The organism is Oceanobacillus salinisoli, from assembly GCF_009733865.1.
GTDB classification, from domain to species: Bacteria; Bacillota; Bacilli; order Bacillales; family Amphibacillaceae; genus Oceanobacillus; species Oceanobacillus salinisoli.
In genome coordinates, this window is the sequence record NZ_WOFB01000007.1 from 103599 (window position 1) to 128232 (window position 24634).

Annotated in this window: 27 protein-coding genes and 1 pseudogene; 27 read left to right on the top strand and 1 reads right to left on the bottom strand. The window is 35.5% G+C overall.

The features are described 5' to 3' along the window. Positions 1–113: 113 nt before the first annotated feature. A complete protein-coding gene (locus tag GMJ66_RS07180; RefSeq protein WP_156289639.1) occupies positions 114–1601 on the bottom strand; it encodes a class I adenylate-forming enzyme family protein in 1488 nt (495 codons plus the stop codon). A 649-nt stretch (positions 1602–2250) separates the two neighbouring features. Between GMJ66_RS07180 and GMJ66_RS07185 the strand changes: the two genes are divergently transcribed. The 27 genes and pseudogenes from GMJ66_RS07185 (at position 2251) to GMJ66_RS07310 (ending at position 24604) form a co-directional block, all read left to right on the top strand. Next, on the top strand, positions 2251–2859 hold the full coding sequence (locus GMJ66_RS07185; protein WP_156289640.1) for a TetR/AcrR family transcriptional regulator: 609 nt from the start codon (positions 2251–2253) through the stop codon (positions 2857–2859). Positions 2860–3260: 401 nt separating this feature from the next. After that, positions 3261–4067 (top strand): NADPH:quinone oxidoreductase family protein, encoded by an 807-nt coding sequence (locus tag GMJ66_RS07190; protein WP_231514851.1) that lies wholly within the window; start codon positions 3261–3263, stop codon positions 4065–4067. Between the two features lie 318 nt (positions 4068–4385). Continuing rightward, positions 4386–4781, top strand: coding sequence for an acyl-CoA thioesterase (locus GMJ66_RS07195; RefSeq protein ID WP_156289642.1), 396 nt, complete (start codon positions 4386–4388; stop codon positions 4779–4781). A gap of 105 nt (positions 4782–4886) precedes the next feature. Then, positions 4887–5690 (top strand): MBL fold metallo-hydrolase, encoded by an 804-nt coding sequence (locus tag GMJ66_RS07200; protein WP_156289643.1) that lies wholly within the window; start codon positions 4887–4889, stop codon positions 5688–5690. A 281-nt stretch (positions 5691–5971) separates the two neighbouring features. After that, positions 5972–6808 carry an enoyl-CoA hydratase-related protein gene (locus GMJ66_RS07205; protein ID WP_197046634.1) on the top strand — a complete coding sequence of 279 codons (837 nt, stop codon included), beginning with the start codon at positions 5972–5974 and terminating at the stop codon, positions 6806–6808. Positions 6809–6847: 39 nt separating this feature from the next. Next, positions 6848–6976: a hypothetical protein gene (locus GMJ66_RS20885; RefSeq protein WP_269321866.1), complete on the top strand. Its 129-nt coding sequence runs from the start codon at positions 6848–6850 to the stop codon at positions 6974–6976. Positions 6977–7064: 88 nt separating this feature from the next. After that, positions 7065–8054 carry an NAD(P)H-dependent flavin oxidoreductase gene (locus tag GMJ66_RS07210; protein WP_156289644.1) on the top strand — a complete coding sequence of 330 codons (990 nt, stop codon included), beginning with the start codon at positions 7065–7067 and terminating at the stop codon, positions 8052–8054. 71 nt (positions 8055–8125) lie between these two features. Beyond that, a complete protein-coding gene (locus tag GMJ66_RS07215; protein ID WP_156289645.1) occupies positions 8126–8530 on the top strand; it encodes an acyl-CoA thioesterase in 405 nt (134 codons plus the stop codon). Between the two features lie 10 nt (positions 8531–8540). Beyond that, a pseudogene (locus GMJ66_RS07220) lies at positions 8541–9483 on the top strand (acyl-CoA dehydrogenase family protein). A 48-nt stretch (positions 9484–9531) separates the two neighbouring features. Next, the gene (locus GMJ66_RS07225) at positions 9532–10701 is read left to right on the top strand and encodes an acyl-CoA dehydrogenase family protein (RefSeq protein ID WP_156289646.1); all 1170 of its coding nucleotides are present in this window, start codon (positions 9532–9534) and stop codon (positions 10699–10701) included. A gap of 31 nt (positions 10702–10732) precedes the next feature. Beyond that, on the top strand, positions 10733–11491 hold the full coding sequence (locus tag GMJ66_RS07230) for a beta-ketoacyl-ACP reductase (protein ID WP_231514852.1): 759 nt from the start codon (positions 10733–10735) through the stop codon (positions 11489–11491). Between the two features lie 18 nt (positions 11492–11509). Continuing rightward, positions 11510–11962 (top strand): MaoC family dehydratase N-terminal domain-containing protein, encoded by a 453-nt coding sequence (locus tag GMJ66_RS07235; RefSeq protein WP_156289648.1) that lies wholly within the window; start codon positions 11510–11512, stop codon positions 11960–11962. Continuing rightward, positions 11955–12356: a MaoC/PaaZ C-terminal domain-containing protein gene (locus GMJ66_RS07240; protein ID WP_156289649.1), complete on the top strand. Its 402-nt coding sequence runs from the start codon at positions 11955–11957 to the stop codon at positions 12354–12356. Before GMJ66_RS07235 ends, GMJ66_RS07240 begins: the two co-directional genes overlap by 8 nt. A 26-nt stretch (positions 12357–12382) precedes the next feature. Continuing rightward, a complete protein-coding gene (locus GMJ66_RS07245) occupies positions 12383–13156 on the top strand; it encodes an SDR family oxidoreductase (protein ID WP_156289650.1) in 774 nt (257 codons plus the stop codon). A gap of 30 nt (positions 13157–13186) precedes the next feature. After that, on the top strand, positions 13187–14356 hold the full coding sequence (locus GMJ66_RS07250) for a thiolase family protein (RefSeq protein ID WP_156289651.1): 1170 nt from the start codon (positions 13187–13189) through the stop codon (positions 14354–14356). A gap of 64 nt (positions 14357–14420) precedes the next feature. Further along, positions 14421–15629: an acyl-CoA dehydrogenase gene (locus GMJ66_RS07255; RefSeq protein WP_156289652.1), complete on the top strand. Its 1209-nt coding sequence runs from the start codon at positions 14421–14423 to the stop codon at positions 15627–15629. Between the two features lie 92 nt (positions 15630–15721). Continuing rightward, positions 15722–16465, top strand: a complete 744-nt coding sequence (locus tag GMJ66_RS07260; RefSeq protein ID WP_156289653.1) for an SDR family NAD(P)-dependent oxidoreductase — start codon at positions 15722–15724, stop codon at positions 16463–16465. A gap of 132 nt (positions 16466–16597) precedes the next feature. Further along, on the top strand, positions 16598–17632 hold the full coding sequence (locus GMJ66_RS07265; RefSeq protein ID WP_156289654.1) for a phosphotransferase family protein: 1035 nt from the start codon (positions 16598–16600) through the stop codon (positions 17630–17632). Between the two features lie 173 nt (positions 17633–17805). Next, the gene (locus tag GMJ66_RS07270) at positions 17806–18600 is read left to right on the top strand and encodes an enoyl-CoA hydratase-related protein (protein WP_156289655.1); all 795 of its coding nucleotides are present in this window, start codon (positions 17806–17808) and stop codon (positions 18598–18600) included. A gap of 98 nt (positions 18601–18698) precedes the next feature. Next, the gene (locus GMJ66_RS07275) at positions 18699–19307 is read left to right on the top strand and encodes an FAS1-like dehydratase domain-containing protein (protein ID WP_156289656.1); all 609 of its coding nucleotides are present in this window, start codon (positions 18699–18701) and stop codon (positions 19305–19307) included. Further along, positions 19304–19771: a hotdog family protein gene (locus tag GMJ66_RS07280; protein ID WP_197046635.1), complete on the top strand. Its 468-nt coding sequence runs from the start codon at positions 19304–19306 to the stop codon at positions 19769–19771. The genes GMJ66_RS07275 and GMJ66_RS07280 overlap by 4 nt, the downstream gene beginning before the upstream one ends. Before the next feature lie 119 nt (positions 19772–19890). Beyond that, complete coding sequence (locus tag GMJ66_RS20890; protein WP_156289657.1) at positions 19891–20007, top strand: AMP-binding protein; 117 nt, start codon at positions 19891–19893, stop codon at positions 20005–20007. 83 nt (positions 20008–20090) lie between these two features. Next, complete coding sequence (locus tag GMJ66_RS07290) at positions 20091–20465, top strand: AMP-binding protein (protein WP_197046636.1); 375 nt, start codon at positions 20091–20093, stop codon at positions 20463–20465. A 222-nt stretch (positions 20466–20687) separates the two neighbouring features. After that, a complete protein-coding gene (locus tag GMJ66_RS07295; protein WP_156289659.1) occupies positions 20688–21080 on the top strand; it encodes a hypothetical protein in 393 nt (130 codons plus the stop codon). Positions 21081–21106: 26 nt separating this feature from the next. Then, a complete protein-coding gene (locus tag GMJ66_RS07300) occupies positions 21107–21769 on the top strand; it encodes a hypothetical protein (protein WP_156289660.1) in 663 nt (220 codons plus the stop codon). Between the two features lie 266 nt (positions 21770–22035). Next, on the top strand, positions 22036–23241 hold the full coding sequence (locus GMJ66_RS07305; RefSeq protein WP_156289661.1) for an ABC transporter substrate-binding protein: 1206 nt from the start codon (positions 22036–22038) through the stop codon (positions 23239–23241). A 157-nt stretch (positions 23242–23398) separates the two neighbouring features. Then, complete coding sequence (locus tag GMJ66_RS07310) at positions 23399–24604, top strand: ABC transporter substrate-binding protein (protein ID WP_156289662.1); 1206 nt, start codon at positions 23399–23401, stop codon at positions 24602–24604. Positions 24605–24634: the final 30 nt, after the last annotated feature.

Consider the following 24634-nt stretch of genomic DNA (forward strand, 5'->3'; position numbering starts at 1 on the left):
TTTATTTTAAATTTTCAGGTCAAACAGGGAGTATTTAAAGTATTTCAACATAACTTAAGGAAATTGCTTGCTATATACTGGGTTCATTCAGTTCAAATAAACTTATGATATATTTAAGCGAATATTTCTTTTAATTTTCCTTTAACAATCTTTCCAGAGGCATTTTTCGGTAGTTCTTCTACTATTTCAAATGTTGAAGGTACTTTGTAAGATGCAAGCCTTTCTTTACAATATCCTTTTAGGTCAGTAGTGCTTTCTATACTAAAACCAGATTTGAGTGTTAACACTGCTTTTACTAACTCTCCTCTTTCCGCATCGGGGTATCCTATCACCGCTACCTCCAATACCGCTGGGTGTTGATATAATACTTCTTCTACTTCTCTCGGATATACATTAAATCCTGACCGAATAATAACATCTTTTTTCCGATCGACTATATATAAATAACCATCTTTATCTCGTTTTGCGATATCTCCTGTTTTAAACCATCCATCTACAAACGCGTTATTATTTTCCTCTAACCGATTAAAGTATTCCTTCATGACATTTGGACCTCGAACAACTAACTCCCCTGACTCACCAATTGGGACCTCTTCGAATTGTTCGTTTACTATTTTGACACTTACACCATCTATAGGTAGTCCAACGCTTCCTAGTTTTTTTCTACCATGAGGAGGATTAGTGGATACGACAGGGGAACACTCTGTTAACCCATATCCTTCTACAATTTCAAAACCAAATGTTTTAACCCATTTGTTAAAAATCTCTTCTGGTAGCGCAGAAGCACCTGTATAGGCATATTTTAATTTCAATTTAAATTCACTAATGTTCTGATTATTTAGTATATAAGTATACATCGTTGGAGGGCCAAAAAAGAAAGTTATCTCTTTATCTTCCATCGTTGCTAATGTTTTTGTACTGGATTCCCATCTAGGCAACATATAGTTGTATCCACCGCTATACATCGTGGCATTCAAACAATTCGATTGCGCGGCGATGTGTGATAATGGTGGTACAATTAATGTTCTATCTTCCTCGTTTAAATTGAATGCTTCAGCAAATACTTTCGCGTTATGATACAGACCATAGTGAGTAAGAATCGCTCCTTTTGGTAATCCTGTTGTTCCTGAAGTGTATAAAATAGAGCATTCCTCAGGATAGCTATAATTCATTAAACGTTCGATGGGTCCATTTGTTAGGAGGTCATCGAATTCTTTACTTTTGGTAATTAGGAGTTTTGGATCCCCATCGAATTTTGTGTTACTTAGTTTTTCATTTACAGTATCATTCATGATAATAATAGTAGGATTACTGTCATTAATAATTACTCCAAATTCCCTTGGAGTAAGGGATGGATTAATTGGAACACTAATAGCCCCTACACGCATACATGCATAATAACTGACAACAAATTCAGGACAGTTATCGAGTATAATAGCGATTCGATCCCCTTTCCGAATACTATTTAAGTAAAAGTTATCCGCAAGATTTTGAACCTTTTCATTCAATTCTCTGTACGTATAAGAACTTGATTCCGATCCAATAGCCAGGTTTTCTGGTATATTTCTGGCGTGTTCTTGAAGTTTGAAATCTAAATTCACTTCTTATCACTCTCCTTAAATTTATGTAAGAATTTGTATGTGAATAATGGATATTCGTACAAGTAAAAGGCTATTTTTATTGAAAAAATTTTTAAAAAGTCAATATGATTTTAATTCACCCCATTAAATTATTAGAATTCAGTACTGAATACGCTTCCATCATTACGTGATATTCTAAAGTTTTAAATTTAAAATGTCAAATAAAATATTGAATTTTTGTTTAATAAAAATTATTAGGATAATTAAAACTTTTGTTATGCCAGATAGAATATTGCATACTAAGGCGCAAATTAACAGCTATGAAAAGAAAAATCTATTTCCTACTCTAATTACGTAGTTTTTTTAAAGTTATTGATTGCTAGTTTTTAATGAACTCTGATTTTTCCAAGATAATATAAATTATGTGCTTAGTTAGAGTCTGGAACATATGCTGTCACAATAAAAGGTTTTATAAAACGATTTTAAAATATTCATAATTTTAACAAATTTACTTTGAAATTCAAAACAAAAATTGTTAGAATAAATTAAGAACTATATTTAAGAAAATTATTTACTTCCCAGTATGTAAGCGTTATCTATGAGTTGGCTTATGATGAGTAGAGAATTATTCCAGCTTATTTTAGAGACTAATAAAGAGGAAGTGAGATAAATGTCGTTACGTGAGAGGAAAGCTGCTAAGAAAAAGGAAGAAATTTTACGATCTGCTTTGAGCTTGATTTCAGAGAAAGGTTATTATGCAACAACCATGGAAGACATTGCTGCAAATCTGCTAATGACAAAAGGTTCGGTATACTACTATTTTAAGGATAAACAAGATTTAGTTTTTCAAAGTTATCTAATGTTATTAGAAGAAAGTAGTGAAAGATTTGAGGTGATTCAGCAAAAGAATTTACCTATTATTGATAAGTTAAGAGAAACTATGAATTCGCATATTTCATGTTTACTAAGCGAAAGATCTGGTTTTGAACTAGGACTTAAACCAGAACAATTTTTCACGGACGAACAACTTAAGGTAGTCGCGGAAAAGAGAGAAGAGTATGCAGGTTATTTTGAAAAATTAATAATCGAGGGTAAAGAAGCAAAAATATTTCAGGACGTTGATGTAAAAATTGTTCGTAATATTATTCTTGGAGCAATGAATTGGTTATTACAGTGGTATTCTCCAAATGGTAAATTAAATTCCGACGAAATGGCTGACGTCGTATCAAATTATTTATTACGAATGTTGTTAGAAAGCGATGATATAGTAACCAAATAATACCTCATTAATTCATAAACTTGAAGGTCAAATACAATAATTATAAATGAATTCAAAATTATAAAGAAAATGCTTTATCCTCAATTTATAACCTCTATGTTGTACTGGGGGAGTTTAGAGTAATTTTTTAATATTAGGAGGTAAAGCGATTTAAGAAATGGGAAGTATTTAAGCTTGGGGAACCAACGGAAGCACTTCGGATAGTGGAAATGAATAAACCTAATTTCGATCAGGGGGAAGTTTTAATAAGTGTAGAAAATGCTGCTATTTGTTCATTTTATTCTCTAATTGTTACAATTATTTTAATATTATGTTAATTAATTTTGCCATTCTAGCCTTATAAATAAATGAACTTCTTTGATATTCTCCAGTGTAAGGGAGAGTATCAAGAAAAGCCTGGCTTGCCGTTTACACCAGGGGCAGAGTTAGCAGATACTATTGTGGATGCTAGTCAAAGTAATTTATTTGAAGAAGGACAAATGGTAATTGCAACACCTAGCTTACCAGATGGTGCTTATAGTCAATACGTAAATGTAAATGCTGTTTTCCCAATACCTGCGTCTATGAGTTGGCAAGAAGCTGCATCGATGTTTATTATATATCACACTGGATACTATGCGTTGAAACAATGTACGAGATTAAAGGAAGGAGAAACTTTACTTGTACATGCGGGTTCAGGAGGTATTGGTTCTGCTGCAATCCAATTAGGTAAAGTGTTAGGTGCTACTGTTATAGCTACAGCAGGGAATGATGAGAAAGTTGAAGTATGCAAAAAGATTGGTATAGATTATGCAATTAACTATCAGGAAGGAGATTTTGTTAAAAAGGTAAAGAAAATAACAAATGGAAAGGGAGTAGATGTGATTTACGATCCTGTTGGTGGTGAAGTTTTCCATTGCTCTCGTAAATGTATTGCCTTTGATGGAAGAATTCTTATTGTTGGTTTTGCTGGAGGGGAGATTCCAAGTGCACCAGCAAACCATATTTTGGTTAAAAATTATTCACTTGTAGGTGTTCATTGGGGGTACTTTAGAAAATTATACCCTGAGAAAGTATTCGAAAATCATGAACAGTTAATGAGTCTATATCAAAATGGACTAATTAAACCTTTAATTTATAAAGAATATACTTTTGAACAACTACCAACAGCATTAGATGAATTAGCAGAAAGAAAAACATGGGGAAAGATTGTACTAAAACTTTCTTGAACCTCCCTTGATTAATAGTAATAAGATGGATTATTTGGAGAAGTCTGTTTTGAAGGTGGACATAGAACAGACATATATATTAGAAAAGTTATGTAAACTCTAAAATGCTTGGAGCTTTTCGGGGGAGGGACCGTTTACGGAAGAACCAGTGTTTAAGAGACACTATTTGATGCGTACAATTTATTAAAACGGAATCAAGTCGTGGCAGGTTTTATTTTAGTGATTGGAAAAACTACCATAGGAGTAGTAAGATGAAAAACTATGCTACTGAACAGAAGTTTAAAACATTAACTTATATAGGTATAAGGAGAAGAGGTTATGCTAAAGAAAGTAATTGAACCAAGAGTTTCTGAAACCGATGGAGTAGGACATATCAATAATACGACTATCCCTGTATGGCTAGAAGCAGCACGGAATCCAATCTTTAAGCTGTTTACACCCGACAATTCTTTTAAGAATTGGAAACTGATTTTATTAAATGTCAATATTGATTATTTAGATCAAGTTTATTTTGGTAAAGAAGTAGAAGTATTCACATGGGTAAAGAAAATAGGCAATTCTAGTATGGAATTATATGAGGAAATCCATCAAGAGGGAAGGGTGTGTATTAAAGGGAAGGTGGTTTATGTGAATTTTAATCTGGAAGAACAGCAACCCGAAAGAATCCCAGATGAAATTCGAAAGGAATTGGAAAAGTATTTCTATCTGAATTAATAAATGTTACTAGATATTCGGGGAAAGGAAGTACCGGAGAAGAAGTTTTTGATAAATTTTTTAACTTTAGTAAGAAGTAAGGGTAGGAGTAGGAAGGGGGAAAAAATGATTCAAGTCTATGAAAGGGAAAATGTAACTTGTGTCGAAGCAAAAGTGGCATTACCTTCTCAAAATGGAATAAAAGTATATGTTTATCTTGTTGATGGAATGTTAGTAGATACGGGTCCAGAAAATCTACAAAAAGAGTTCATTCCATTTTTTGAAGAAAATGAATTTGGGTTTGTAATATTAACACATAGTCATGAAGATCATTCAGGGAATGCACAGTGGATCCAACAGAAACTAAATAAGCCTATCTATGTGTACGAAAAAGGAATAAGTGTTTGTCAACAATCTGTACCATATGGCGAGTATCGGAAGATCAGTTGGGGTAATCGTGAAAAATTCTCCCCACTTCCATTACAAAATACGATTCAATCGAATCATCAAGAGTGGGAAGTTATTTATACACCAGGTCATGCAAGCGATCATATATCCATTTATGACAAACTGAATGGGAGGATGTTTACAGGGGATCTCTTTGTTTCTACTAAAACAAAAGTAATTATGCGTTATGAATCTATTCCCATGATTATGAAATCAATTAAGAAACTTCTAACTTATGACTTTGGTGCCATGTTTTGTTCTCACTCTGGGTATTTTAAAGAAGGAAAAAAGCTTTTGAAACAAAAGCTGGATTTTTTAGAGGAAGTCTACGATGAAGTAGAAAAATTATATCGAAAAGGATATACTATCTCCGAAATGAGAAATAAATTATATCCAAAACAATACCCTGTCATTGAATTATCAGATGGAGAAATCAATTCATTGCATATTATTACCTTTATAATAAAGGATATTGAGCAATAAATAAAGTTTTCATTTAATATCTTCTTAAAAAATATTATGCAATTATCATTACTCATAATATTTGTCATCAAAGTTAGGAATAAATATTGCTCACCTGAAATATGAATGTTATAATAATTTTAAATTATCAGTAAAATCATCCCCCATACTTATATATTTAAATGATAGTTGAAAGTTCTACTAAAATAGCATTTTAGTGCAGTGGTATGGTAACGGTTACATATTTTGGGGTATTGGCTACTTAATTAACAGTGCAATTGATATTAGGAGGTGTGCTTTCAGTGTATGAGACGGTTAAAGTAAGCATTCATAATTTTATTATGACGATTACTCTTCATAGACCAGAAAAATTAAACGCGTATTCTTTACAGATGCATGATGAACTTCTCGATTGTTTTAATCAAGCGGACGAAGATGATGATGTTAGAGTGATTATTATAACAGGGAAAGGTAGAGCGTATTGTGCTGGGGCTGACTTAGAAAATGGTGCAGATACATTTAAGTCAGATGTACCAATGGATGAGTTTCGTGATAAAGCAGGTATTCTTGCATTGAGAATATTTGAACTGAAAAAACCGATTATTGCGGCAATTAACGGTGCTGCTATAGGAATCGGAGTAACAATGACACTTCCAATGGATATCCGTATTGCTTCTGATAATGCAAAAATGGGGTTTGTATTTACCCGAAGAGGAATCACGCAAGAAGCATGTAGTAGCTGGTTTTTGCCAAGGATTGTTGGAATTAATCAAGCGCTGGAATGGGTTTCAACAGGAAGAATTTTTTCATCACAGGAGGCATTGGGGAAAGGTCTGGTAAGTAGAGTAGTTCCTCGACAAGAACTTTTACATACCGCACAACAACTTGCGATGGAAATTGTAGATAATACATCAGCTGTTTCTGTTGCAATTAATAAACAGCTTTTATGGAAGATGCTAGCGGCTGAACATCCGATGAGAGCCCATCTTTTGGAATCCAAGTACCTTTACTGTACTGGAAGAAGTGAAGATGCAAAAGAGGGGGTAAATTCCTTTCTAGAGAAGCGAAAGCCTAATTTCCCTTTAAAAGTAAGCAAAGATATGCCTTCTTTTTTTAATGAAGATAACGAGTTGATTTAACCTCTTTGTCATGCAATCCATCAAGTAAGGGGATAATAGTTGAAATTCAATGGGCTTTCCATTGCGGATGGGGATACCTTTGCAATGAGTCTTGTTAACAAGGATAAGAAAAGAGGAATTTTAAATATTGCAATCAAGATTAAAGATCAACATAAAGAAGAAGTATGAACGGCTAAAAAACTTAATTTCTGTAATAAATAAATGCTTCAAAAAATCTTTTTGGTGTAAATATATTTAATAGAAAAGGGGTTTTTAGATGAGATTAGAAGCAATACAAAAAGTAAGAGATGCAGTGGATATACCTGTTATGTTGGCTCCAATGTTTTTAATTAGTAACCCAAAGATGGTAATTAATGCATGTGCATCAGGAATTATTGGAACATTTCCAGCGTTAAATGCTAGAACAGATGATATTTTAGAAGATTGGATGAAAGAAATAACTCAAGAAATAGATAGACTAAAACAAGAAAATCCTTCTAAAAAGATTGGGCCATGGGGTATAAACTATATAGTGCATAAATCTAATAAACGATATACAGAGGATTTAAAGTTAATCGAGAGATACCAACCACCTGTTGTTATAACATCTTTAGGTGATCCGAGTGTCGTTACAAAAATTGTCCATGAATATGGTGGGGTTGTTTTTTCTGATGTGATTAATATTAAATTCGCAAAAAAAGCAATTGAAAAAGGTACGGATGGGTTAGTACTGGTGGCAAATGGAGCAGGTGGACATGGAGGTACATATAATCCAATACCTTTTGTACGAGAAGTAAGAGAATTCTTTGATGGACCAATCGCATTAGCGGGTGGCCTTACAGAAGGAGAAGATATTTTAATTACAGAGTTACTTGGGGCAGATTATGCATACATTGGTACGAAGTTTATTACATCAGAAGAAAGTCAGGCACAAGATGATTATAAAAAGATGATTCTTGATGGAACGATTGAAGATATTACTTATACAGATGCATTTAGTGGTGTGAAAGCAAACTATTTGACACCGAGTATTGTGAACGCTGGGTTAGACCCTAATAATCTTAAAAAGAAAGATAAAATAGACTTCTCGGAATTAAGAGAGGGAAGTGTAAAGGCATGGAAAGATATTTATGGTGCGGGTCAGGGTGTTGGATCTATTGAAAGAATCCAAACAATTTCAGAAATTGTAGAAGAATTAAGGAAATCATATCAACAAGCGGTAAGTAATATTGCTGAAAAGGAAAGAAGGATAATTCAAAATAATTAAATGGGGTAAAAGACAGGAGGGGCTACTTATTATTTGAAGTTAAGTAGCCTTTTGTTTGAAGGGGTGTTTGAATGGTAGATCATGAAATTGAAGTATATGTACGATTTAGTGAAACAGACGCAATGGGACATGTAAATAATGTGAGCTATTTTTATTATTTTGAAGAAGCACGTACGAAATTTATGATGGAACTCTTTGGAGGCGAAGTTGAATTTAAAAGCATGATTTTAGCCTCAGTTTCTTGCGACTATATTGCTCAAGCGTACGCTGCTCAAATTCTGAAAGTTAAATCTAATATTTTACGCATTGGAAATAAGAGTTTTACTATTATGCACAATTTGGTAGATGCAAATGATGGAAGGTTAATTGCAAAGTGTACTGCTGTATTAGTTTATTTTAATTATGAAGAACAAGTTACCGAAGAATTACCTCAAATAGTAAGAAATCAATTAGAAAATAGACTTGTATCAAGTTAGGAGGTTTCATATGGAACGAACCTTTTTAAAGGAAGAACATGAAACTTTCCGTAATGGATTGAAGAAATTCTTACAAAAAGAAGCTGCACCACATTTTCAACAATGGGAAGAAGAAAAATAAGTACCCAGGTCATTTTGGAAAAAGGCGGGAGAACAAGGTTTTTTTGCCCACAAGTGGATGAAGTATATGGTGGTCTTAATGCCGATTTTGGTTATTCTGTTGTTATTGTCGAGGAACTAGAAAAGATCGGTACTGGTTTAAATGGTTTTGGACTTCATAATGATATTGCTATTCCTTACATTGAAGCCTACTGTACGAAAGAACAAAAAGAGCGTTGGTTACCGAAAGCTACAACTGGAGAGGTTATTTCTGCAATTGGGATGACAGAACCTGGTGCTGGTTCTGATTTGGCAGGGATAGAGACAACGGCAATAAGAGATGGTGACGAGTACATCATAAATGGACAAAAAACTTTTATTACAAATGGTTACTATGCTGATTTAGTTGTTGTTGTTTGTAAAACCGATTCAAAGATTAAATCTGCTCATAAACGGATTAGCCTTTTAGTTGTCGAGGCTGGAACGCCTGAATTTGAAAAAGGTAAAAAATTAAATAAAGTTGGTCAACATTCTAATGATACTGGTTTCAAAATACACAATTTAAATTGGCAGAAATGAGGACAGAGGCAACGATTGGTAGAACTTTTGTTGATCGATTAATTGAAGAGCATATGCAAGGTGCTAATATCGTAAATGAAGTATCTATGGCTAAATCGTGGATTACAGACTTATCACAAAAAGTAGCAGTGGAGTGCATGCAGCTATATGGTGGATATGGTTATATGGAAGAATATGAGATTGCTAGAAGGTATCGTGATGTTGCTGTTAATTCGATCTATGCTGGTACCAATGAAATTATGAAAGTTATCATTGCAAAGAATTTGGGGCTTTAGTAAGTATACTTACATGATTATATAAATATTAAATAAAGGAGGTACAACATGTATTTGCGATTAACAGAAGAGCAAAGGATGGTCCAACAAACCATTCGAAAGTTTGTTGAAAAGGAATTGATGCCACTAGAACAAGAAGTGCTTCGAAATGAAAGAGAGGGAAGAACAGGTCTTTCTAAGGAAAAACTAGAACAATTACAGAATAAAGCAAAAGAAGTTGGTTTTTGGGGGATTAATACACCTGCGAAATATGGAGGTGCAGACCTTGGACAACTAATGCAAGCGATTGTAACGATTGAGGTCGGTAAAACATTTGTCCCTTTTGAGTTTGGGGGATTTGCTGACAATATTCTTTACTATGGAAATGAGGAGCAAAAAGAGAAGTATCTCATTCCTACTATCAATGGTGACAAAAAGTCATGTTTTGCGATGACAGAGCCTGGTGCAGGTTCCGATACACAGAATATTAAAATGACAGCTATTAAAGATGGAGACAGCTGGATACTAAATGGAGAAAAGACATTTATTACTGGTGGAAATGAAGCGGATTTCGTTATGGTTATTGCTATTACGGATAAAGCATTACATCAAAAATCAAAGGGTAGAGAAGGCGTTACTTGTTTCATTGCAGATCGCAATATGGGATGGAAGTCAGAATATATCCACACGATGGGAGAAGGTGGACCAGCAAGTTTATTTTTTGACAATGTAAGAGTTCCTGAAGAAAATATTTTAGGAGAATTGGATAAAGGATATAACCTTGGTCTAGAATGGATTGGTTTTGCTAGATGGATGGTTGGTGCTAAAGCAGTTGGCGCATCTGAACGTTTGTTGAAAATGGCGATCAATTATGCCAAAGAACGTGAAACATTTGGAAAACCAATTGCGGAAAGACAAGCGATTCAATGGAAAATAGCAGATTCTGCAGTGGAAATTGAAGCAGCGAAATGGTTAGTATATAATGCTGCATTTACTTTGGATGAAGGAGAAGATAATCGTCATCTAGCATCTATAGCGAAGTTATATGGTTCTAATATTGGGAATCGTGTGGTGGACCGTGTATTACAAATACATGGAGGGATGGGTTATACGAAGGAGTTGCCTATTGAACGTTGGTACCGTGAAGCTCGTCTTTGGAGAATCTATGATGGTACTGATGAAATCCAGCGCTTAATTATTTCTCGTAATCTATTAAAAGGCCATGTGAAAATAGATTAATATATAATCAACAGAAATGGAGGAGTTATCAATGAGGTTTGATGGTAGAGTTGCATTTGTAACAGGAGGAAGTAGAGGAATTGGAAAGGGTATTGCTCAGTTGTTTGCGGAAACAGGAGCGAAAATAGGAATTGTTGATGTGAATGAAGAAGCTTTAAAAGAAACGCAAAAAGAGTTTAGTGAGAAAGGTTTTGAAGTACTAACCAAAAAAGCGGATGTTTCTAATGCCCAGGAAGTAGAAGCAGCTGTAAAAGAGGTTGTCGATACCTTTGGTAGAGTCGACATTTTAGTCAATAATGCAGGAATTATTCGTGATAATTTGTTATTCAAAATGACAGATAGTGATTGGGAAGCGGTAATGAATGTTCATCTTAAAGGATCATTCAATGCATCTCGTGCAGTACAGCAATACATGGTTGATCAAAAATACGGACGAATTATTAATATTTCTTCTACGTCTGCCTTAGGTAATCGTGGTCAAGTAAATTATTCTGCGGCTAAAGCTGGTTTACAAGGTTTTACGAAAACGCTTGCAATTGAATTAGGTAAATTTGGAATTACAGCTAATTCGGTAGCACCAGGCTTTATAGAAACGGAAATGACAAAAGCAACAGCAGAAAGAATGGGAATTTCTTTTGACGAACTTACTAGCGAAACATTAAAATCCATTCCAGTTGGTAGATGGGGACAACCAGAAGATATCGCAAATGCTGTTCTATTCTTTGCAGATGAGAAATCATCGTTTGTAAGTGGGCAAGTTATCTATGTTGCAGGTGGACCAACTGTTTAATGGTAGAGGGGTGTAATGATGTACAAACATATGATTGGCAAACAATCGAATAAGGTTAAAAATACCGTTGAAAAAGGAATGGTCAAGCGCTTTGTGGAATCTATTGGGGATCCTCATCCAATATATACGAATGAGGAAGTTGGGAAAAAGTCAAGATATGGTAAAAACATAGCACCCCCAACATACCCAAGAGTATTTGATTATGGAGTGATTGAAGGATTGATTTTACCTGAAAAAGGGTTGATTCATGGGGAACAAAACTATCATTACGAAAGACCACTATTCATTGGTGAAGAAATTTCCTGTTACTCAGAAGTTAAAAATTATGTTGAAAAAAGCGGTACCAACGGCCGAATGGGATTCTTAGAAATTGTAAATTATGGAGAAGATCAAGAAGGAAATATGATTTTTTCAGAAAAGATGGTCACCATTATCACGGAAACAGTTAGGAAGGCGATGTGTTATGAGTAATTTAACCAATTTACAAGTTGGAGATTCATTAGAAGAAATAACATTATCTCCTGTATCAAGAATGGATTTGATTAAATATTCTGGTGCATCTGGAGACTTTAATCCAATTCATACGATTGATGAGGAAGCGGAAAAGGCTGGTTTACCAGGTGTTATTGCACATGGTATGTGGACAATGGGAAATCTGTCAAAGGTATTTACTTCGTATTATGAGGAAGGGTTTATCGAGAATTTCCAAGTCCGATTTTCTGGAAAGGTATTTTTAAACGATGTATTAACACTTAGAGCTACTTTACAAGAGAAAAACAATGAAACATTTTCTTTTAAAGTAAATGTTTCTAGTCAAAGTGAAAAGGTTGTAATGAAAGGAAAAGTTGTATTTGTAACCAATTAATAGGTGAATAGAAAGGAGGCTACCTCATGCATGTAAGAGAACTGTTTGACTTAACGGGTAAAACAGCTGTTGTTACTGGCGGAGGACGTGGATTAGGTGAGCAAATTGCCATCGGCCTTGCTGAAGCTGGTTCGAATGTGGTTGTATGTTCGAGAAAAGTAGAAAATTGTATCGAGATTAGTAAGAAGTTAGAGGAACTAGGAGTGGAATCGACTGCCTTGCAGTGTGATGTAACAAACGGAGATGATATACAAAATGTTATTGATCAGACGGTTGAAAAGTTTGGAACAATCGATATTTTAGTCAATAACAGTGGTGCTTCTTGGGGAGCCCCAGTAGATGACATGCCATTAGAAGCCTTTCAAAAGGTAATCAATGTAAATGTCGTTGGAACTTTTCTTATGTCCCAAGCAGTTGGGAAAGTGATGACAAAACAAGGTTATGGAAAGATTATTAATATTGCATCTGTAGCAGCTTTCAGAGGATCTTATCCAGAGCTGATGGATGCGATTGGATACAATGCGAGTAAGGGTGGAGTAGTTTCTTTTACAAAGGATTTAGCTGTCAAATGGGGGCCGCAAGGAATTCATGTGAACGCAATCGCTCCAGGAATGTTTCCGACAAAAATGTCAAAAGTAATGTTTGAACGGAACCGAGAAAAATATATTGAAGGAATACCTCTTCGGAGAGTAGGTACGGATAAGGATCTTAAAGGTGCTGCCTTATTTTTAGCATCTCAAGCATCAGATTATGTGACTGGTGAAACAATTGTTGTTGATGGTGGCTCGATTGCACATTAAAAAGGTGAATAAAAGGGAGAGATAATTTATATGAAGAGAGATGCGGTAATTGTATCAGCAGTACGAACGGCTATTGGGAGACAAGGTGGGGCTTTAGCGACAGTTCCTGCACATGTCTTTGGAGCAGAAGTAATAAAGGAAGCAGTTAAACGTGCAAATGTTAATCCAGAAATGATTGATGATGTTATTTTTGGAAATGTATTGAGTGGAGGAGGAAATATTGCTAGATTAACAGCTTTAGAGAGCGGGTTGCCATTAAGTATATCAGCGCTTACTGTTGATAGACAGTGTGGTTCGGGTATTAATGCCGCTGCTCTTGCAGCACAAGCTATTCGAGCAGGCAGTGGTGACATTTATGTTGCGGGTGGAACGGAGAGTATGAGTCGTGCGCCATACTTAATGGATCCAGCAGAGAGACCTTATAGTCCTGCACCACCTCAATTTAGAAGTTCTAGATTATCACCAGATCGTATAGGTGATCCTCCAATGGGAATTACAGCAGAAAATTTAGTAGAGAAATATGAGATATCAAGAGAGGAGCAGGATCAATTTTCTTTAGAAAGCCAAAAGAGAATGGCTAGGGCCATTGAAGAAGGACGTTTTAATGAGCAAATTGTACCGATTACAATTCCAGTTCGAAAAGGAGACCCAATTGTATTTGATAAGGATGAACACCCACGTCCAGGTACAACAATGGAGGGGTTATCCAAACTACCAGCTGTATTTAAAAAAGGCGGTTCGGTCACTCCTGGGAATAGTTCAGGACTAAATGATGGTGCCTCTGCACTTGTTGTAATGGCTAGAGAAAAGGCAGAAGAGTTAGGTTTGAAACCGCTAGCTAGTATTAAAGCCTCTTCTGTAGCTGGTGTTGACCCTAATATTATGGGAATTGGACCTGTTCCTGCGACGAAAAAGGTTTTAGAAAGAACAGGGATGAAGCTATCAGATATGGATCTCATTGAACTAAATGAAGCCTTTGCTTCACAAGTACTTGCTGTTGACCGTGAACTTTCTTTTGATAGAGATAAATTAAACGTCAATGGTGGCGCAATTGCCCATGGACATCCTTTAGGAGCAACAGGTGGTATGCTCATTACAAAGGCAGTATATGAACTAGAGCGTTCAGGTGGACAATTTGGATTAATTACTGCTTGTATTGGTGGGGGCCAAGGTATTTCTACTATTATTGAAAGGGAATAGAAAACAAAAAGATTTAATCCAGAACCAGATTTCTGAATATTATATAATTTAGGGAGGAAAGAAAATGAATTTTACTTATTCTGATAAAGTTAAAAACTTGGAAAAGAAACTAACAGCATTTATGGAAGAATATATTTATCCGAATGAAAAAATATATGAGGAACAATTAAATAGTCAAAAAAATAGATGGGATGAAGTTCCTCCTATTATGGAAGAGTTGAAACAAAAAGCAAAAGAATCGGACCTTTGGAACTTATTCTTACCAGAAAGTGAATTAGGCGCTGGACTAACGAATTTAGAGTATGCGCCATTATGTGAAATTATGGGAAGGTCCGTTATTGCTCCAGAAGTCTTTAACTGTAGTGCACCAGACACGGGTAATATGGAAGTGCTTGTCCGTTACGGTACAGAAAAACAAAAGAAAGAATGGTTAGAACCATTACTTAGCGGTGAAATTCGTTCCGTGTTTTCCATGACAGAACCAGAGGTCGCTTCAAGTGATGCGACAAATATTTCAACAAGCATTATAAGGGACGGGGATGAGTATGTCATCAATGGGCGTAAGTGGTTCTCTTCAGGTGCTGCGGATCCGAGATGTAAAATTGCTATTGTAATGGGTAAAAATGATCCTAATGCTCCAAAACACGAACAACAATCGATGATTCTTGTTCCATTGGACACACCAGGAGTAAATATTATCCGAAATACTACATTATTTGGATATGATGATGCACCGCATGGGCATGCAGAAATTGTTTATGACAATGTGAGGGTTCCTGCTGAAAATATGCTTTGGGGAGAAGGAAAGGGGTTTGCTATTGCCCAAGGAAGACTTGGACCAGGACGTATTCACCATTGCATGCGTTTAATTGGTTTGGCTGAAAGAGCTTTGGAAGATTTATGTGATCGTGTTGTAAAACGTGAAACCTTTGGAAAGAAACTATCTGAACAAGGCGTAATTCAGGAATGGATTGCTAACTCTCGTATGGAAATCGAACAAGCACGTTTACTAACATTAAAGGCAGCTGACATGATGGATACGGTTGGGAATAAAGTGGCTAAAAAAGAAATTGCAATGATTAAGGTGGTTGCACCAAACATGGCATTGAAGGTAATTGACCGAGCAATTCAAGCACATGGTGGGGCAGGGGTAACCAGTGATTTCACTTTAGCATACGCATGGGCAAATGCACGTATTTTGCGTATTGCAGATGGTCCAGATGAAGTACATCGCCGCCAAATTGCAAAATTAGAACTTAAAAATTACTCATAATATGTACTCAGATGAAAAATGACGAATAGAAGGGAATTTGTTCCCTTCTATTTCATTTATAATGGAAATTAAAATAAGAAAGGTTGGATTTTATGCGTTTAAAAGATAAAGTAGCTATTGTAACTGGAGGTAGTGGAGATATTGGTCGGGCTACAGCTGTACGATTTGCAATAGAAGGTGCAAGTGTAATGGTAGCAGACATCAATGAAGAGTCAGGATTAGAAACCATACAAATGATTAAGGATGATGGGGGAAAAGCTGAATTTATTCGTACAGACGTAAGTAATCCACAAGATGTCGAGAAGATGGTTACTTCCACTATCGACACTTTTGGAAAGTTAAATATTCTATTTAATAACGCAGGGGTTTCCATAGAAGAAAAAAAAATTCCAGATGTCTCTTTAGACACATGGCAAAAAGTAATGGACATAAATAGTACAGGAGTATTTCTTGGATTAAAGTATGCCATTCCTAAAATGGAAGCAGGTAGTTCCATTATTAATACTGCTAGTGTTGCTGGTATAAAAGGACAAAAGCTATTATCTGCTTATACGGCTTCAAAAAGTAGTGTTATTGCAATCACGAAAGCAGCAGCTTCGGAAAACGGTCGAAAAAACATTCGTGTAAACGCCATCGCTCCTGGAGTAATCAATACGGAAATGGTAACGTTCTGGAAGGAAACAAAGAAATGGCCAGCAATATCCACTGCAAATGCATTAAAGAGAATTGGAAAACCAGAAGAAGTAGCAAATGCTGTCTTATTTTTAGCATCGGATGAATCTTCCTTTATTACAGGTGAAACGTTACTCGTAGATGGAGGTACATTAAATCTGTAAACTATGATAATGAGCCAAATGAACGTGATGGCAACTTACCCTTTAGTATAAGTATGTTGCTGTTTACTGTGATTTGGCTTTTCCTCCCATTTTTAAGTAGATAGTTAGATTAAGAGAAAGGAGAAAATAATCATGAGCCAGACAAATGAAACAATCGATTGGAATGTAATAGAGCATTATATTCAAAAAGTAATTCCCGAAGTACCCCAGGAAAAGATGAAAATAACAAAATTCAATGAAGGTTATTCAAATTTAACATATTTATTAGAAATTGGTGAATGGCAGGGAGTTTTACGACGACCTCCCTTTGGTTATGTTCCACCAAAAGCGCATGATATGGAAAGAGAATATCGTATATTAAAAAAGGTGAATCCTGTCTATCCTTTAGCACCGAAACCGTATGTGTACTGTGAAGATCCAAATATAATGGATCGCCATTTTTATATTATGGAGAAAAAAGAAGGTTTTGTTATTGATAAGGAAATTCCTTCTGTTTATGGGAAATCGCCTGAGGTTGGAAAGGAAATTTCGGAAGCAATTATTCATGCACTTGTCCGACTTCACAGGATTAACTATAAAACTGCCAATCTAGAAGATATCGGAAAACCAGAAGGGTATTTAAAAAGACAAGTTCATGGTTGGATTCGTCGCTATCAACGAGCCAAAACAGAAGAGATTAAATACATTGAATCAGTTGAAAAGTGGTTAATAGAAAATATCCCAAATGAACCTGAAGTTTCTATTGTTCATAATGATTTTAAGTTAAACAACATAATGCTTGATGGACAAAATCCCGGTAGAGTTGTAGGTGTATTTGACTGGGAATTATCAACTATTGGGGACCCATTTACGGATTTAGGGTCTGCACTTGTCTATTGGGGAGAGAAATCGGATTTAGACATTGGTCTTAGCGTAGTAACAGACAAACCAGGATTTTACTCGAGAAGAGAATTTCTCGAAAAATATGCTTTACTTTCTGGTAGGGATGTTTCAAATATCCATTATTATTTAACATTTGGATTCTATAAAATAGCAATCATACTACAGCAACTACACCATCGTTGGAAAATAGGAGAAGCAAAAGACGAACGTTTTGCTACCTTAAACCAAAGTGTGGCTAATTTAATAGAGATGGCGAATGATGCTAGGTATGGAATCTTATTGTAAGCAAAAGTCCTGTTGTGTTTTCCGAAAATTTAAAATTAAAATAATTATTTAAAACAAATATTGATTAGATATTATCTGAATGTTATAATTACAAAAAAGTGAGTTGGGACTATTATTCGTATGGATAGACAATAAAAACTACTGATTTTCTAGGATGATAAGGAGCAAATAAAATGTTAAAAGATTTAAGTTTAGAAACGATTAAATTAGAACTTATTGGAAAGGTGTTAATTATAACATTAAATCGGCCTGGTTCTTTAAATGCAGTCAGTAAACAATTAACCTATGAAATGGACGAATGTTTAAAGGCTGCAGAAGAAAATCCCGAAATTTGGGCAATGATTATTACTGGAGCTGGTCGTGCTTTTAGTGCTGGAGCAGATTTGAAAGAATTATCTCAAAAAAATAGTAAATCTTATCCAGAACCTACAGGAGGATTTGCTGGAATTGTAGAAGCAAACTTGTCTAAACCAATTATTGCAGCAGTAAACGGCCTAGCACATGGTGGAGGAGCTGAAATTGCCCTAGCGAGTGATATTGTAATTGCTTCAGAAAATGCAATATTTGCATTTCCAGAAGTAAAACGTGGTATTATCGCAGCTGCAGGGGGCTTACTACGATTGCCTAGACAGATTCCTCAGAAAATCGCCATGCAAATGGTTCTAACTGGAAAGGAATTATCGGCGCACGAGATGGAAAGATGGGGAATGGTAAATGAAGTTGTTACACAAGAGAATCTTCTAAAGGCTGCGTTAGAACAAGCAAGTGCGATAGCGGAAAATGCTCCATTAGCAGTGCAGGCTAGCAAGCGCTTACTTCTGGAAGGAATGGATTTACCATTACATCATTCCAATGAAGCATGGGAATTAAATCAAAAGACAATTAATCGAATTCGAAATACGGAAGATGCTTTGGAAGGCCCGATGGCATTTGCAGAAAAAAGGCCACCTGCTTGGAACGGAAAATAATAAAGTATGTGTGAAAAATCAACTTGTTATATACATTTTTTTGAATACTAAGGATTTGAATTTCAAATTCAATTTAAACAAAGAAAGGAGATAACACCATGCAAGGAGATTGGAAAAAAGAATGGCAGCCAATGGTTGATTCGGTTGGCCAAGACTTTAGTAATAAAGGGGAAGAAGTGGTTTGGGGAGCCGATGAGGTGGAAAAAGGTGGTATTCGTAGATTTTTAGAGCCCTTAGAATTTGATTGTGCACTTCATTATGATGAAGAGGTTGCACAAAAACATGGTTACAACGATATTATAGCCCCTTATAGCAGTATATTAACATGGAGCATTCCCCCGCTTTGGGAGCCTGGTAAAACAGTTTTTACATCTGAGGAAAAACATTCCCAACCAACAGAAAGTCCATTGACAGGGTTGAAAATTGATAAAGCCCCATCAACAACAGGGTATATTGTAACGGATATTGAATTTGAATATTTTCAACCAATTGTAGTAGGTGATCGAATTTGTAAAGTTGGAAACGTACTTCTTTCGTGCCTTCCAAAGGAAACAAAAATCGGTAAAGGCGCATTTATGACATGGGAATCCAAATTTCTTAACCAAAAGGATGATTTAATCGCTATTGTACGTATGCAAACCTATAGCTATAATCCATATCCAGTTGGAAATCAAGAAGAAACAGGTCAAAAGGAGGCAGCAAATTGAGTATGATAAATAACCAGTTATATTGGGAGGATGTTACAGAGGGTGATAAAGTTCCTTCTGTTGAATTTCCGCTTAGTATATACCGCTTAGTAGTAGAAGCTGGAGCAAATCGAGACTTTAATTCAATACATCATAATTCTGAATATGCCCGGATGACTGGAGCACCAGAAATGTATGCAAACAATGTTTTTTTACAAGGAATGTGGGAAAAAACAGTAAGGGAGTTTATTGGATTAGAAGGGAAATTTAAGAGTTTAAAAGGTTTTCGAATAAAAACCTTTAATACAGCTGGTGATACTGTAGTAACAAAAGGAACTGTGAAGAAAAAATGGCAAGAAAATGGAGAAAATTTAATTGAAATGGAAGTTTGGTCGGAAAACTCAAAAGGTGTTTCAGTCGGTCCTGGTTCTGTTGTTGCTGTACTACCAAGCAAAGAACAATTAGAAAAAACTACATCTAAATAGCTATATGATGGAGGTATTTTTCTATGAATTTAGGGACTGTGTTAACTAGACAATCGTAAAATTATACAGCTATAAAATTTGAAGGGAAATCTTTCTCCTAATGGTAATTAAACGAACGGGTGAATAAACTAGCTCATGGGCTACTGTCTTTAGGTATCCAAAAAAGGGGCCGGATAGCTGTTTTACTTCATAATTCTAATGAATACGTTGAAATTTTTTGGGCTGTAGCAAAATAGGTGCCGTATTAGTTCCAGTAAATTGGAGATTACGTTCAAAAGAGGTTAAGTATATTGGATGATTCAGGAGCAAAATTATTAATTTGAGTGATAGTTATATAGACACAGTCCTAAAAATATATGAAAAAAATAGTTCAGTAGAGAACTTTATCATTGTTGAGGGAGAAGATGACTTAGGAATTTCTTACGATACCTTTCTCCAAGGTAATTCGATAGAAGCCCCAAATCCTGATATAAGTAACCTAGACGATCTTTTCGTTCTCATGTATACATCTGGAACAACTGGTTTTCCGAAGGGGTCCATGTTAACTCAAAATAATATTGCGTGGACTTCCATAAATCGAATTTTAGATTTTGAAATTGTAAAAAATGATCAAACCTCGGTTGTTGCACCTATGTTCCATGTTGGTGGTTTACTCATGTTTTCATTACCAGCAATCCGTTCAGGATCACATTAAACTTACGTAAAATAACCATGAATGAATTATAATGCCTCAAAGAAATGATTTTTTAGATAGAATGTTTATATTGACGAAAAAAATGATAGCGCATTCATTTTCGTTATATTATATAAAGCTGGAATAAAGATTCCGTGGTGCATTATCAAAAGGAAGGATGATAAAAGAATGAACTTTAATTGACGTGAATGAAGTCAATATTCTTTTAAAGGAGGGGAAGAAATGACGGTAAAAGAATGGTTTAGTAAGGAACAATTAACACTTTTATCCCAACCAACTATGGAGCGAGTCGTAAAATTAATAGAAGATGAGGATTTTACTACTTCTATCAAACTAACAGAAAGTTACAAGATGGAATGGAGCTTTTTACGTAAACTTATGCTTAATTCGAATGAAGCTGTTCTACAATTTATCCAATCAAAATCAGAGGAATTGCAAATGCAAGCAATGGAAGAATTAGTAACAATGGTGTGGAGACCAACCTTATATTCTATTGATGAGGATATCAGGAAAAAGGTAGCGACGGAAGTGATAAAGCGTTGGAAAAGTTTGGGGGTTAATATTAAAATACGGAATTTATCGAGCACTACAATAAATCGTTATTATATAACCTGACACATCCAAAGAAAAATGAAGACCTTATGGAACGCTTGAATGAACAGGATAAGGAACAAGCAGTTCAGCTTTGTAAAGAAGTGGATCATGAATGGGGTATATTCCATGATATGTTAGTTGAATCCATTGCTTCATTATTAACTTTCATCAGTACGCAATTTGGAGAACGAGAGGTAGGTAATGCATTAAAAGTCATGACGGTGAAAGTTTGGAAAGTACCTTTTGAGAAGATTAATAGCCGTGATAGAAAGAGTGTTGTATTGGCATTAGCTGCAACATGGAGAGCCCATAGTACAGGAGGGGTAGGGCCGGATGCTGGTAGTTTTTCCGTTAGTGAAGATGATGAGAAATTTACTTTTCAATTACATCCATGTGGGAGTGGGCAAAGATTATGGAAAAGGGGATATTATGAACACCCACAAAAATTTGGAAAAACTAAGGCTGCACATGATTGGTCTTTTCAACGTAAAGATTTTCCATACTATTGTGCACACTGCACGTATATGAATGAAATATTACCTATAGAATGGTCTGGTGCACCAATCTATCCACTAGATCCCCCAAAAGAGTTTAGTCAACCATGTACTTGGTATTATTACAAAAATCCTGAAAATACTCCAGCAAGATTTTATGAAAGATACGGTTATGATAAAGAAGAGATGCTACAAAAATATCAAGAGAAGAGTTGAGGCACGAAAATTTCAAAGGGGTTAGAATACCTAGAAAAGGATTAGTGAATACTGAATAAATAATCACACATGATTTTTCACTAGATGAAGTAGTAAAAGCTTTTTGAAACATTAGAATCATATTCATCAGCTGTGCAGGTAATAAATAATCCTTAAAATATACAGCTTAGTGTACAATTAAAATTCAGATTATTAATTTTATTATGAAAATATTAACAACAATAATACAATAATCAATTTGGATTATTTAAGGGGGCCAATGAATTATGTTAAAAAAAATTATGGTATCTCTGCTTTTCTTACTTATGATCGGAATTTTGATAGCTTGTAATGAATCGGAAACTTCTACAAGTGAAGGTGGAAGTGAAAATAACACAGATGGAGAAGTGTTAGAAATTGGTCTAGTTGGTCCATTATCAGGTGGTGCAGCTGGATGGGGATTACCTCTACAGTATGGTGTAGAAATGGCAATTAAAGAAGTTAATGAGAATGGTGGTCTTGAAATCGGAGGTACCACTTATAATGTAGAATTAATTGCTTATGATGATCAGTATATTGGAGATGAAGCAGTTAGTGCAGCGAATCGTTTAGTATTTGAAGATGGTGTGGAGTATATTTTCGGAACAATTGGATCTTCTGGTGTTTTAGGAATGCAAACCATAACAGAGGATAACGAAGTCTTATTAATACCTAATTCTTACGGAAGTAAAACGGTTTCACCTGAAAAACCGTTTACATTCCGTGCATTTCAAACTAATTTAGAGTGGGGGTTTGAACTTGGTTCTTATATTAGTGAAGAATTCCCGGATGCTAAAAAAGTTGCTTTTATTTCACCAAATGATGAATCAGGTTGGGAAGTACAAAAGAATGCAGAAGAAGACCTTGTTGAATTGGGATTTGAGGTAGTTGCTAATGAGTTTCCAGAGCGAGATACACAAGATTATAATCCAGTACTTACGAAAGTACTTAACACAGAACCAGATATTATTGCATTTGGAGGTACTTCCCCTGGAGAAATGGGGGTTGCAATGAACCAAGCCCGTGCCCTAGGTTATGATGGATTATTTACAACATTTGCAGGACCTGCAATTCAAGAAATTCTAAGTATAGCAGGTGATAATGCAGAAGACTTTATATATTATGCGCAAATAGATCTCCAGGCTCCCGAAGTACAAGAATTGTTTAACAAATATGGTCAGGAATATGAGGAAGAATTTCTAGAAACTGCCCCTGATTGGTATGATGTTGTTAAAATGCTATTTGCAGCAATGGAAGAGACTGGGAGCCTTGATACAACGGAGGTAGCAGAGACATTACGAAATATGGAAGGTTTCGAAGGAATAGCTGGTGAATTATCCTGGACAGGTGAAGAAAATTATGGCATAAATCAACAATTAATAAAACCAGTCATAGTTGGACAGATAATTGATGGAGAAGGAGTCATTGTAGATGTAAGGGAAATAAAAGAATAGGGGGTGGTGTAGTTAGTCTATCTAACTGCCCCCTTAATGAATGGCTGCTTTACAAGGGAATCATGAAGATTGTAAATATTGCTCATGGTGAAGGAAATGCTTACGACAAAATAAGAAGATAAACTCAATTTGGGCTATTCGAGGAGGCCAATGAATTATGTTTAAAAAATTAATGTTATCTCTACTTTTCTTACTAATGGCCGGAATTCTAATTGCTTGTAATGAATCGGAAACTTCGTCAAGTGAAGGTGGAACTGAAAGCAATGCAAATAGAGAAGTGTTAGAAATTGGTCTAGTTGGTCCACTCTCAGGTGGAGGAGCTGCTTGGGGTTTACCTTTGCAGTATGGTGTAGAAATGGCAGTTAAAGAAGTTAACGATAACGGTGGTCTTGATATCGGAGGTACTAACTATAATGTAGAATTAATTACTTATGATGATCAGTACATTGGGGATGAATCAGTTAGTGCTGCCAATCGACTTGTTTTTGAAGACAATGTAAATTATATTTTTGGAACGGTAGGTTCATCAGGTGTGTTAGGAATGCAAACGATTACAGAGGATAATGAAGTATTACTGATGACAAATTCATATGGTACAGAGGCACTTTCACCAGATAAACCATTTACTTTCCGAGGGCTTCCTACAAATCTGGAATGGGGATCTGAAGTCATTACTTATATGAGTGAAGAATTTCCTGATGCGAAAAAAGTGGCATTTATCTCACCAAATGATGAATCTGGGTGGCAAGTACAAAAGAATGCAGAGGAAGACTTTCTTGAGTTGGATTATGAAATAGTAGCAAATGAATTTCCAGAAAGAGAAACCCAAGATTATAACCCGATATTAACAAAAGTTCTTAATACCGAGCCAGATATTATTGCATTTGGTGGAACTTCACCAGGTGAGATGGGTGTCGCTATGAATCAAGCACGAGCTTTAGGTTATGAAGGACTATTTACAGGATTTGGTGGCCCAGCAATTCAAGAAATATTAAGTATAGCTGGAGATAATGCTGAAGATTTTATATATTATGCACAAACGGATATCGAGTCACCTGAAGCGCAAGAACTGATTAATAACTATGGTCAGGAATATGAAAAAGAATTTTTAGAAGTTGCACCAGATTGGTATGATGCTGCGACAATGCTATTTGCTGCGATGGAGGAAACTGGAACCCTTGATACATCGGAAGTAGCCGAGACGTTAAGGAATATGGATGGCTTTGAAGGGTTAGCTGGTGAAATGTCTTGGACAGGTGAAGAACATTATGGAATTAATCAACAATTAACAAAACCGGTCATAGTTGGGCAGGTAATTGATGGAAAAGCCGTAATTGTGGATGTACGTGAAATAAAAGAATAGAGGATGGTACGGTTAGTTAATCTAACCGTA